This is a genomic window from Staphylothermus marinus F1 (genome assembly GCF_000015945.1).
Taxonomy (GTDB): domain Archaea; phylum Thermoproteota; class Thermoprotei_A; order Sulfolobales; family Desulfurococcaceae; genus Staphylothermus; species Staphylothermus marinus.
Genome location: NC_009033.1, coordinates 259,734 through 272,630 on the forward strand (window position 1 = coordinate 259,734; position 12,897 = coordinate 272,630).

Sequence of the window (12,897 nt, forward strand, 5' to 3'; positions counted from 1 at the left end):
CCATACACCAACTCATGGGTTCTTGGAAGAAGTAAATTTTAGATTGTTGTATTATATTAATTATTGGTCAGGTATTTATGCGTATACTTGGCCGTGTAAAAATAAATCATTAATGTGAGGGGAGTTGTGATGATGATTAAATTAGTTGATGAAAAAGATCTCGTTCTCATCGTAATAGATCTTCAGGAAAAATTATTGAAGATAATTAGTGATAAAGAGAAATTAGTTGAGAACAATAAGATACTAATAAGATTTCTCAGTAGAATAAAAGCTCCTATAATCGCTACTAAACAAGTTAAGTTAGGAGACATTAATGGGGATATTGCTAAAGAATTAACAGGCTCGAAGATTATTGAGAAGGAAACATTTAGTTGTTTTAGGAACAAAGAGTTTATGGATACAATACGTATGATGAATAGAAAAACACTATTAATCACCGGCATAGAAACACATATATGTGTATTACAAACAGCTATTGACGCATTAAATCTTGGATATAGAGTTATTATACCGTATGATGCCGTTTCTTCACAGATTAAAAGCGATCATGAATATGCTCTACAATATCTTCGAAGCAAAGGAGCCGAAATACTGCCAACAGAATCCATTATATATGCTATTATGGAGTCTTCTAAGCACGCCTTATTTAGAGAGGTATTGAATCTAATAAAAGAACGGAGAAAACTGTATTCGTAGAAATATATCCATGGAAGTAGAGAGATGAACACAGACTTAAAGGAATATGTTGAAAAAGCAAATCTTCCAGATCCGCATCTCACAGTAGCTGGAATAATCAATGATAAAGTATTGAAAGGATACTATTATAACTACTTGAGAAGGAATGGAATAATATTAATCGATCTAAATACAGCTCTAAGCAATAATACGTATAAGGAAGAAATACATGATATCGCTTATGAGCTTGGCTTTGATAAGGAACTCTTATATAAGGCTACAACGGGATTCTATATTAAAGTACCTGATGAGATTAGATCATCTATACCAATATATGCATGTTTCATAATAGGATCTAGGGGGTTTACTCAGAGAATAATTAATGTTGTAAATATAGGAGATAATGCAGAAGCCTTCATAGCTAAGGGATGTGCAACAATAGTTCCTGAAGGAGCACATTCTGCCATTACACTGCTTCGAATAGGTAAAAATAGTAGATTAACTAGTTTAATGATACACAATTGGGCACCATATGTAAATGTTGGAGCTAAAACAATAGGGATTGTAGGAGAAAACTCTATTTATAGCTACTACTATGTTAAACTATCACCTGTAAGAGCTCTTGGATTATCAACCAGCATTAAAGTATATAGGAATGCACAAGTAGACGTTCATGAAGCAACATATGTTCATAGAAATACAAATGTTAACAGCTCTATAGAAATCGAGTTAAACGGGGAGGGAGCGGGAGGATTAATAACTACTAGAGGAGTTGTCGAAGAAAATGGAAGCATGAATACAAGGCTTATGATTAAGAGTAATGCTAATAAAACAAGAGGACATATTGAATGCAACGGACTAGTTTTAGGAAAAGGCATATATCGAACTATACCTGTCTTAGAGACTAAAGTTGATGATACATATTTAACGCATGAAGCAAGTATTGGTAAAATAAGTGGTGAACAACTATTCTATCTACAATCACGCGGTTTAAGCGAGGAGGAAGCAACAAAAATGATCATACTTGGATTCTTAGCTTCGTCAATGCATGGATTGCCTGAGAGCATGAGGAAATATGTTGAAGTAGCATTGAAGCAATTATCCCATTATGGTAAGGGATTATAGCGATAATCTAATTTTAACACGTATCCTTAGCTCACTTCTTAGAATCATCTGATTTATTTACCTTTGATCTAGACGGAATCGAATATAACTACCGGTCCCCATTATTTAATGTTGAAACATTGAAATAAGAAGGTGAGTGCATTGATTAATGATTTTTACAGGAAAATAATAGCTGAATCTTCTCAATCACTTGTCAAAGATACATTATCAATCATAACTCGTTATCATAGATTGCAGGGTAGTAGCGGATTATGGAATGCCGTGAATGAATTAAAAGAAATATTGGGGGGTCTTGGATTACCAGCTAAAACCTTCCGTATTGAAGAGGGAGATGGAATAGGCTTTATTAAGGCGCCTATATCTTGGGATCCTATTGAAGCTTATATAGAGATCAAAATCGGGGATCATGTTTTAGCCAGGCTCGATCTAAAAGATCACCCTACTCTCTTGGCTGCGCATAGTCCCGGAGGAGAAGGGTGCGCTGAACTCAAAGTTTGTGGAGAGAAGCTCTGTGATGGAGAAGCCATTCTAGTTACTGGCTATCTCTATGATATTTACCTGAATACCGACGCTAAGTTAATCTTATACTATATGAAGAATAGGCATCCCGAAGCAGTTCCTTATACGGGTCTCTTCCTTGAACCCGGAGATAAAATGAAAGGAGTTGTTATGAATATACCGTATAGTTTAGCCTTGAAGATTATGTCGCTGAAAATTGAAAATCCTAGAAAAAAGATTACTGTTTGCTGGAAAGCAAAAATAAATAGACATAACAAGGGATTACCCATACTAATATCCTGTATTGGAGACGACCCCGGAGTAGTATTTATCAGTCATATTTGTCATCCTAAGCCAGGAGCACACGATAATGCTAGTGGATCAGCTGGAAACCTACATGTAGCCTATGTATTGAGCCAGATCAATCCCGGTTTTAGCTACTGTAATATATGGGTTCCAGAATATACTGGCACAGTATTTTTAGAAGATAAACTTCCATGGAGACCTTTATCGGTTATCAATCTTGACATGATAGGCTCTAAACAATATATAACTGGTAGCTCGCTAACATTAATTAATCCACCACGATTCATGAACACATTTACAGCACCTGCTGGATGGATTGCTATGCAGAAGGTTTTTGATACCAGTAAAAGCTTCAACAATATATCCCAACCAGGAATAAGATATGGTATATCACCATACACTATGGGAAGCGATCACGATGTCTTCATCGTATGGGGGATAGATTCCATAATGTACAATGAGTGGCCTAGCAAATATTACCATACAGACAAGGATACTACTGAAACAATTGATCCTGAACACTTAATGAATACTAGTATAGCATCAATACTGACAGCATACCTGATTTTAAAGTCGAATAATAATTTCCTAGAAGGACTACGGAGAATATATGATTCATACTTGAAAACATGGTATAAGAGCCAAGCAATCAAGATAGGCTATAGTATAAATTATTTGTCAAAATATCTTGTCAAGAAACCATTAGTCGAAAAATTAGAGGAGCCATTAATGAAGTCACCAATATTCTCTAGAACACTTTACCATATTCTTGGGAGGGCGAGGTATTTAGAAATAAGAAAGATACCGGGTATATATACATACTTAGCTGTATATGCTCCGCTATCTGAAAAGATCGGATTAAATAATCATGTCAAACACTATAAAGCAGAACTATTAATAAAATGGAGCAGGAAAGAAGAAAAACAAGTAGTAGATGCATGGGAAACTATTAAGTCAAACATTAAGATCTAGAGCCAGTCAAATTTATTTTTATATTCACCAACAACACATAATATCTTCGAAACAAAGATTAGCAGAAATAGAATAGGTGTAGTATTTGCCTGTGATTAGGATCGCTAAATGGGATCTCGAAAGACTTATTGGTAGAATTCTTAGCAACGAAGAGATCATGGATTATCTTCCCAGGATCAAATGTGAAGTAGAAACTATCTCGGAGGATGGGGAGGTAGAGTATGAAGCAACACATGATCGCCCAGACCTATATAGTGTTGAAGGAGTTGCACGTAATCTAAGATATTTTCTCGGCATAAAAAGTCGGAACTATAAATTTGTTGATGAAGGTGTTAAAGCATATAATATGGGTATACCACGCAGACCCTATGTTGCTTTTGCAATAGTTAAAGACCTAGAACTAGATCATGAATCCGTTAGGCAAATCATGCAGTTACAAGAAAAACTAGCAACAACATATGGTAGGAGCCGGCGAAAAGCAAGTATTGGAGTATATGATCTAGATAAGTTCAAAATGCCTGTATATTATGAGCTTAGAGACCCAGATAATACAAGTTTCATTCCTCTAAACGAAAAAGAAGAAATGAATCTTAGAGAAATACTTGAAAAAACAGAGAAAGGTCAAATATATGGACACATAATAAAGGATTGGAACAAATACCCAGTTATAAGAGATTCTGAAGGTAAGATTCTATCATTAGTACCCATAATTAATAGTGAAGACACCAGGGTAACTATGTATACAAAGAATGTATTGATCGATTCAACCGGATTAGATCCCAGAACAGTAGTTGATCTCGTAACAATAATGGCTACAAGCATAGCTGAGAGATCAACTAGTAAAACAATTGTATTTGTAGACACAATTATGCCTGACAATACTACTTTAAGAGCACCACGCGACAAAGGTCCAACAATAGAACTGCATCTAGATGATGTTGAAAAAATACTTGGAATCAAAATTGATACAAAGAATATTTTAAAATATTTGAATAAAATGGGGCATGAAACCGTTGAGGTAAGAAACAACACTATAAAAATAGTTACGCCACCATATAGAATAGATATTAAATCATGGATAGATATCGTTGAAGATATAGCAATGGCAATAGGCTACGATATTATTGGAATAAAGGCTAACAAACTACCTCCAGCAACCCATCCTGGAAGAATACATCCTCTCGAATATATTTCGAGGCTTATCCGTAAAATACTTGTAGGATACGGATACACAGAAATAACTAGCTATATGATGAGTAATCCAAGAGCCCAACTGGAAATGTTTGGATTAACGGATGAGAAAATAATTACAGTACTAAATCCTAAGATGGACAAATATACTGGTCTAAGGAGATGGTTAACACCAGGATTACTTGAAGTTATAGTTGAGAATAAGGAGAAACAATCCTCTATGAAAATATTTGAGATAGGAGATGTAGCTATACTTGATCCTAACACTGAAACTGGTGCTAGAATAGAGAGAAGAGTAGGAATAGCAATAACTCATGGAAAAGCAACTTTAACTGACGGATTAGCTATTGTATCAACAATACTTAACAGACTAAAACTTAATCCTACTTTCGAGAAAACTTATATACAGGGAATGCTACCTGAAAGAACAGCTTCAATAAAAATAGGCGGCGAAGAAATAGGTTTTGTAGCTGAAATCCGTCCCGATCTATTATACAGCCTAGGTGTTCCATTCCCAGTAGTTGTATCCGAGATAGTACTGAATAAGTTATTAATTATTCTTAGACAATAAACTCAACTGAGAGGATGAGGCTTGGAAGGGATGACCCTTTCTTAGGGGATGAATAGACGGGCCTGGCTGATCATTTTTTATATACTATAGAATACAGTATTGGCGCAATAACTGTTGTTGTTAGAGAAACAGTTATTGCAGTATTAAATAACATAGGAGATATTATTCCATAATCAAGTCCCAGTTTTAACAATGCTGTTTCCAATGCACCTCTACCACTCATAGCTAATCCAACAGCTATACTTCTCCTCTTATCTTTTAAGGAAATATATGCTATTGGAGCTGTCCCCACGAACTTGCCTAGTATAGCCAATGATAGCAAGACTAAATACAGAGAAAAACTTACAGCCCCCGGTGAATAGGATAAACCAATGTATGCGAAAAATAATGGAATAAACAATGCATCTAATACAACTGTAAAATCACTTATAAACTCGGTTATTGCTATACGAGTCCTCAACATTGGATCATGAAACTCTCTCCCTCTACTAATAAGTATGCCTGCGAGATAAGCACCTATTAGCTCGCTTAATCCGAAAAGTTTTGCTGCTACAGCCAAAGAGAGTGATAATAATATTGAGAATGTTGCAAACCAGAAATAGTCTTGGCTTATAGTTTTATATATCTTGGGATACTTGTTTACAAGCAAGCTACTAATGAAGAAAATCAATGATAGGAAAAATAATGCTTTACTAGTCAAGATAACTAGTGTAGTTATAGATAAACTATTTTCAACAGCTAAGCCGGCTAGTATACCTATAATGAATACAGCCATTACATCATCAACGAAACTTGCTCCTACAAGAAGCGATCTAGATATGGTATCTCCTTTTTTAGCAACTATAGCTGCCATAGTTTCAGTGGCTGTATTAGATAGTGATGCAGCAATAAATATTCCAGGCAGACCCTCATATCCAAGAAGACACATGGCTAGATAAATTAATGTAAAAGTTACTAATACACCCATGCCACCCATTAATAATACTGTTTTGCTTCTCCTCTTTAATTCTCTATAATCTGTTGTTAGACCAGTATAAAACATTAATAGTAATAAACCAAAATAAGCTATCCCCAACATTTCGCCGGAGGGTTTAACTAAGCCTAGAAAATATGGACCTAAAACTATTCCTGTAATAACGTGTCCTGCCATAGGATGTAAACTGTATTTCCTAAAAGGGATCTCTAGTATCTTAGCTAGCATCAGCAACATTACTATTTCGAATATTAAGTATTCGACATCCACTCCATCATCACTCCATCATATAGGAAGCAACAACTCTACCATCAGTTAATAATATATTGCTTCTTCTAACAAGTAAGGGTAATACATTGGGGCCAAAAGATTCTTCAAGAACAAGAGTCTTGTCCTTTACACTATATATTTTTGTCTCGCGCATTTTACCATAATCAACATATAGAGCAACTATATCTCCTGAAATTATAGCAAATATAGTATCTCTAATAATGTGACTAATCCAAACAACCCGGCCTTTAAAGTCATAGTTTATAATGAACGGCATACCCATAATCTGAGCAAGGACAGCCGCGGTATAATTATTTACATTAATATTAAATACTCCGCGAGTAAACGGAGGCTTTAGCAAAGTATATTCTATAACATAGTCTTCGGGATTATATAGCTTCAAAAAGTTCTTTCCCATTAAAACAACTTGTTTAACCTCAAAAATCTCTGAACCAGGAACTTTGTGAGGTATAGGATTAAACGGTGGAAGAACAGGTAGACCCTCCTCTCCCCCAGGAATTATTTCTTCACCATCATTATTGTATCCATGAGTGATTATTTTGCCTTCATGCTCTCCATAGACAAATACATAGTCTAGACTAGATACGGCTGATCCGCCAAATCCTGTTATGTGATCAATTACTGATCCTGTAGATCCATCGATCAGCATTGTAATAGTTGAATCAGCTCTAATACCGCGTGTAGTAACGGCAATCAGATTATCAGAACCCACAACTTCAAAATGATATACACCTCCAACAGTAACTGATTCCAATACATCACCGTTACCAGTAACAACATTTATATCTAGCGCATAATTAGGCTTTAAATTAGCTATTACACACACATCTTTTCTACAAACCATTTTAGTGTTTAGTCCTCTATAGATCTTAGTCCAAGCTCTGTTACCATATCCTTTAAAGCATATGAGTGTTTTAAATTCTCTTTTTCTCTCAGTAACACCTCGAAGCTCGGGTTCGCCTATCCTTCTAACGTCTACTTTACCGCTGATAAAGTTAACAGTGTACAGTACCATGGAATCGGCGCAGTACAGTCTTAGCTCGATATATTCTTCTCTAAATCTGACAGCATCCAAGCTACAATTGCTGGGCAGAGCCCTTGACCAAGTATGTCGTATGGGCATTTATTTTTCCCTCCTCAGAGATATTTTATTATAAATGACATAGTTAAAAATACATATTTGAAGACAAATACTATCATGTGTGCTTTCAAACTAAATAATTTATATGGTGTGTTTAATGGTTAAAGAAAAAATATATATGATGCCTATGATTATTGAGGATAAGGATATCGGTGAAGAACCCGATCCCATTAAGCCAAGAAGCATTTATATATATAAGAAAGGAGAACATAGTCCTTATCCCGGCTTAACATATAGTAAAAGCTTTGTATATGTTAGTGGAGGAAGACTTTATAGAACGTATGTAAAAAATGTCTCTGGAGTATCTCATTTGTTTCTAAACGATAAAAGTATAAGTCCCATATATGGTTCATTATATAATGTCGTATATAATGGACAATACCATGGATTAGCTGTTCAATTAGCAGATGGAACTCATTCATTTATAGTTCTTGATGGTAGAAGAACTGTTTATCAATTATCCAATATCAAAACCGGATTATTTTCGAAAAAAATATGTAACATCATACATGTTGATGTAGGCATTGTTGGAGACAGGATAATTGCTTTAGTACGTACCACCGGCCCACCCGGTACTAAGTGTAAAGATGCCATAGTGTATAGTAAAGATGAAGAAGAATATGCTCTTAAAGAGCACGAAAAACTCTTACTAGGTGGATGGAATGGATTATGGTTTTCCTATATCGAGACGACGAGTAGGAAGATAAATGTGTTTTTCCATTTATGGGATGGCTCAGTAAAGAAGTACTCGATTCCAACATCGCTTATTCCCAAACAATTCCTTATACCCAATGCAATAGTATACTATGATCATAGTCGTGGATTAATTGTGTTGAATAATACCTCTGAACTATTAGCGGTTGATTTAAAAAGTAAGACCGCTCTTTGGCGTAGAGGCTTTGGTGGAACAATTTATACACCCTTTATAAACACCGGTTTAGAAGAAATACTTGTCCATGATGATAGAAACATATACTTAATCGATCCATTGACTGGTGATGAATTATCTTCTCTAGAAGCACCATCAAATGTCTCAACTGCAAATTTATCGAGAAAATACTTACTAATTGGCTCAAATGATATATTATACTTATATATTAGAGAGGGGAGAAGGTTCGATTATATCGCGAAATACTCGATCACAGGAAGCATTAGAGGTATAAGTATACAAGGAGACGATGTTCTAATAGGGTATAGGTCTCCGGGGGATATACCTAAGGTCATATATATGAGCCTAGGAGAAACAATCAGTTTTAAACTAAAAGAAATCGAGCTACCGGTTAATAGTGTAGTCGAAATACCTGTGGGGGAAATAGTTCCTAATATAAGAGTGTTAAGAATCGATTCCCGCCAACTACTGATAACTACTCGTGAAAACAAGATCATAGTAGCTGATCGAGGCAGTAAACCCGGCGAGTACAAAGCCACTCTAGAGATCTCAATAGCTGGTTTCCTCCCTGTAGTAGATGATATAAGTATAAAGGTACAAGAACTGAAAAGTGCATTCAAAAAATTAAGTATACAATCAACTGTCATACCCAGCCAACTGGGACCATTCATACCTGTAACTATAAATTCAATTATACCTATCGATGAACTATACATGGTTCTAACAACTAAGGATAATTCATTGTTTGGGACAACTAATGTTGTGAGAAATATTAAAAGAGGTGAAACAATGCTTCCACTCTATATAGTATGGGCAAAAATTGGTATCCATAATGCTGATCTAAAAATAGTAGGATGGAGTAGGAGGAATAGAATATTTGAAGAATTCAAGACAAAAATAAAAATTGAATACGATATACCCCCATTTCATTTAAGAGTAGCTGGCGGAATAGCATATATCTGGTCGCCTTTTAGCATTGAAGCAGTAAAGATAACGCTTAGATCGAGGGAGGCAGAATATACTATTATGCACGACTTAAAAACTGGTTGGAACGAAATAGAAGTCCATGATATGATCCCTGATGAGGTTATTATTACTTTACGTGGCGGAATAACCTATGTTGTAAGGAGGGGGCAAAGCTGGATCCAATTAATGAAGCACTCATTTTAAGTTTTTATTTTGCCTTAGCAGCATTATTTACAGAACTATTAGCTGTTTATCTTGATAAAAAGAGACACTCTATAAATGAGCGCGAAGCAAAACATAGATCTCATCAATAATCTTCTCTATTCTATCAATTCTTTGCTCAAGAATACTTATTTTATCTTCTAGTTCCTTTATCTTAGATTCAATGTTTTCCTCCATAAAGCATCATCTCCCAATCCATTTATAAAGATCAATTGTTTGTTTCACCTTAAAAAATAATTTCTGTCCCCAAAGAATTTTATCTAATAAATTCTCCAAAACCATTTTCTCAGCAAGAACTACTCCTTTATCACCATATGTTGCTCTAATCTCATCTGTGCTGAGAGGTTTTCTCAGGAGATGATTAATCAATGCTTCTTCTAGATCAGAAGATAACACTATTGTATTATGTTTTTCGCTTATACATTCCTTAACTATGTATCCTTTATCTACTAGATAATCTTTGACTCGTGCAAACAATTTTCCCCTAACGGGTTTAATCATTTGTTTCCATGAAGGTCTATTTATTGTTTTCAAGTAAATCTTCACTATACCTGTTGAACCAATATGGCTTGTTAGCTCATCTAGTGTTGGGGGATCAGAGTTTTTTATTCCATTTATCTTTAAAAGATTGATTTCGAATGCTATTTTTCTCCTATATGTTTTAGGTATACTTTTCAATATCTTTATTAATAAGCTGGTCTTCGCATTATTCATAGGATCATTTATTACTTGTCTAGTATCCTCTGCAGCATCAAATGGAATAATTACCTCGTCTACAATGTCTAGTATTGGCGAAGCCCATTTCTCTCCTAAGGTATATCCTGTTGTTCTAATTCTAATACTTGATTTACAACCATATTGATTAATAATATCTCTTATTGTTTTAGCTACTAGCGGTGTATGATAATTGAGTAATGGGTCACCATATCCCCACAATAATATGTTCCGAAATATACATCCATTAACTTGTATGAATTCTTCGATTTCTTTTTTAACTGTCTCTGGATCAATAAGCATTGTTGGCTTCATGGTTTTAATAGATGTTCTCCCTAATGGACAATAAATACAGTTGTGCGGGCATCTTTTAGGAGGAAGCAATACATCTACTCCAAGACTCCAATCAAAACATCTACTAGGATGGGGGCCATAAATAGTCTTTAACTTCACTTGCCAGCCACCTTGCTCTCCAGTACCGCTATGTAGAAGCCTTGACTATTCATTGTATGCGGTAACACTCTATAAGTGCTATTACTTATATTGAAACCTTTATAAGCTGTTGATAAACCAGGCAAATTTATTTTCACAGTTTCAGCTAATCCTTCATTAACTATTCTTTCAATAACCTTCTCACCCTCTAATGGATGAATACTACATGTAGCATAAACTACTCTCCTAGCATATCTCAAAATATTCTTAAGAATTCTATATTGTTTTTTATGGTATTGTTCCAGCTTGGATCTTCTATTCGTATTTAACTTGACTGCTGGATCTGAATAAACAGCGCCTAACCCACTACACGGAGCATCCACTAAAGCATAGTCGAAAACCCGACTCAGCTTAATATTTCTAGAATCTGCATTAATCAGAATAGTTCTTATGGAATCAACACCAAGCCTTTTAAGAAGTGTTTGCTCGATACTAATTCTTTTAGAGCTAAGATCAATGGCAAAGCCATATAGTTTATTATTAGTAAGCATAAATGCTAAACTATATTTTAGCCCAGGAGCGCTACAGGCGTCTAAGAAATACTTATCCTCCTCTAGTTCTAGAGCTTCTACAACATATGCACTCGCTAAGTCTTGTGGAATAATGAATCCATTTTTTACGCATTTATTATGACCGATTGGATCCCATTTTGGATGTTCTACGTAAACCATGTATTTAGGGAAATCTTTTTTCTGATAAATAATACCGGTTTCATCTAAGCATTTATATGCGTCTTCATAACTTATTTTCAAAGTATTTATTCTAAGCCATCTCTTCCTTACATTAAGGTTTTTAAGCATCTTATCTAGTTCTTTCTCGCTCATATGATTCAATAAATCTTTAACGAGAAATTCCGGATAACTATGTAGGAGACTTATTCTTTTGGTTCTAGATAATTGTTTAACTTCGTCTTTTATAAGGGATCGTGCTCTTCTAATACTGAATCCTATTTTGGAGAAGTAATTAATTATTCCAGCAGGTTTTGTTCCATAACCGTTTTTTGCAGATAACCATCTTAGAGAATAATAGTAATTTATAGTATAGTATCCTACCTTGTAGAATATGCGTAGAGCCCATCTTGGAAAACTGTATTTGTGAATTATAGTTCTGAATGCTTTATCATAGCTTATATGTGCTTTTAATATGTAGTTTAGAAGTCGTTTCAGGAAAAACTCTAATTGGTGAGGGGGGAGAACTGTTTCCAATCCTAAACCCTACCTGTTCTCTCCCGTAGTAATAGGAATAATTTGTTGATAAATCTTGGGGGCTCAATATATTTCACACCAATTTGCATGCATAGTTTCATTATTCCAGTATCATTAGTTACTAGTTCACCGTTTATTTCGTGAGCTAGTACTACGAGGTCGAAATCAACCCTTGTATCAATAACGCCTTTACGCGTGGCTTCTCGATATTTTTCTCTAAGTTCATGTATTGTTTCGGCAACGCTTTCCTCAAATCCCTTTTTATCCTGTGCTACTCCATAATCGTATCCTCTACGAGCAGCTCTACGAACACTATCTTCAGCTACTCTTAACCCCTTTGTTATCCTGATCAACATATCATGTATCCAATCACTCATAATTATAGCTGGTATCCGAGTAGTATATAGATCAGGGGATCTAATAGTTATGGCTCCCATCAACATATCAATTGCTTCTCTACTAACATTGTTTCTTTCAAGAAAGCTTCTAAGCTCTAATGCCGTACTAGGTGTTGTATAGAATTCAGCTCCTAAAACTATATGGGACCTTATAAGTAGGCGAGCATATTCTCTGACAACGCCATCTAGAGTTTTAACTCCGAAGATCTCTCTAAGCCTAGGATCAGTTACAGCACTTGTATCAAGCACATATATTAGTGGCAAAGCA

11 protein-coding genes are annotated in these 12,897 nt (G+C 35.2%); 5 read left to right on the forward strand and 6 right to left on the reverse strand.

Features of this window, described 5'->3' with window-relative positions:
- The first annotated feature begins 129 nt into the window (after positions 1 to 129).
- The 4 genes from SMAR_RS01240 (at position 130) to pheT (ending at position 5,338) form a co-directional block, all read left to right on the forward strand.
- Positions 130 to 696: an isochorismatase family protein gene (locus SMAR_RS01240; RefSeq protein ID WP_011838551.1), complete on the forward strand. Its 567-nt coding sequence runs from the start codon at positions 130 to 132 to the stop codon at positions 694 to 696.
- A gap of 24 nt (positions 697 to 720) precedes the next feature.
- Positions 721 to 1,800 (forward strand): SufB/SufD family protein, encoded by a 1,080-nt coding sequence (locus tag SMAR_RS01245; RefSeq protein ID WP_011838552.1) that lies wholly within the window; start codon positions 721 to 723, stop codon positions 1,798 to 1,800.
- A gap of 132 nt (positions 1,801 to 1,932) precedes the next feature.
- The gene (locus tag SMAR_RS01250; protein ID WP_244372449.1) at positions 1,933 to 3,576 is read left to right on the forward strand and encodes a M28 family peptidase; all 1,644 of its coding nucleotides are present in this window, start codon (positions 1,933 to 1,935) and stop codon (positions 3,574 to 3,576) included.
- Positions 3,577 to 3,667: 91 nt separating this feature from the next.
- Complete coding sequence (pheT, locus tag SMAR_RS01255; protein ID WP_244372548.1) at positions 3,668 to 5,338, forward strand: phenylalanine--tRNA ligase subunit beta; 1,671 nt, start codon at positions 3,668 to 3,670, stop codon at positions 5,336 to 5,338.
- Between the two features lie 70 nt (positions 5,339 to 5,408).
- On the opposite strand, the gene SMAR_RS01260 is transcribed toward pheT, so the two are convergent.
- Both SMAR_RS01260 and SMAR_RS01265 read right to left on the reverse strand, forming a co-directional pair.
- On the reverse strand, positions 5,409 to 6,581 hold the full coding sequence (locus tag SMAR_RS01260) for a cation:proton antiporter (RefSeq protein WP_011838555.1): 1,173 nt from the start codon (positions 6,579 to 6,581) through the stop codon (positions 5,409 to 5,411).
- Between the two features lie 7 nt (positions 6,582 to 6,588).
- Positions 6,589 to 7,725, reverse strand: coding sequence for a hypothetical protein (locus tag SMAR_RS01265; protein WP_011838556.1), 1,137 nt, complete (start codon positions 7,723 to 7,725; stop codon positions 6,589 to 6,591).
- 115 nt (positions 7,726 to 7,840) lie between these two features.
- On the opposite strand from SMAR_RS01265, the gene SMAR_RS01270 reads away from it, so the two are divergent.
- Complete coding sequence (locus SMAR_RS01270) at positions 7,841 to 9,802, forward strand: hypothetical protein (RefSeq protein WP_011838557.1); 1,962 nt, start codon at positions 7,841 to 7,843, stop codon at positions 9,800 to 9,802.
- 69 nt (positions 9,803 to 9,871) lie between these two features.
- On the opposite strand, the gene SMAR_RS08675 is transcribed toward SMAR_RS01270, so the two are convergent.
- Genes SMAR_RS08675 through SMAR_RS01285 form a run of 4 tightly spaced genes read right to left on the reverse strand, consistent with a single transcriptional unit; the run spans position 9,872 to position 12,893 of the window.
- On the reverse strand, positions 9,872 to 9,997 hold the full coding sequence (locus tag SMAR_RS08675) for a hypothetical protein (protein WP_280097292.1): 126 nt from the start codon (positions 9,995 to 9,997) through the stop codon (positions 9,872 to 9,874).
- A gap of 6 nt (positions 9,998 to 10,003) precedes the next feature.
- A complete protein-coding gene (locus SMAR_RS01275) occupies positions 10,004 to 10,987 on the reverse strand; it encodes a radical SAM protein (RefSeq protein WP_148676708.1) in 984 nt (327 codons plus the stop codon).
- The gene (locus SMAR_RS01280) at positions 10,984 to 12,231 is read right to left on the reverse strand and encodes an RsmB/NOP family class I SAM-dependent RNA methyltransferase (RefSeq protein ID WP_011838559.1); all 1,248 of its coding nucleotides are present in this window, start codon (positions 12,229 to 12,231) and stop codon (positions 10,984 to 10,986) included. The genes SMAR_RS01275 and SMAR_RS01280 overlap by 4 nt, the downstream gene beginning before the upstream one ends.
- Positions 12,232 to 12,233: 2 nt before the next feature.
- Positions 12,234 to 12,893 (reverse strand): RNA ligase partner protein, encoded by a 660-nt coding sequence (locus SMAR_RS01285; protein WP_011838560.1) that lies wholly within the window; start codon positions 12,891 to 12,893, stop codon positions 12,234 to 12,236.
- Between the last annotated feature and the right edge of the window lie 4 nt (positions 12,894 to 12,897).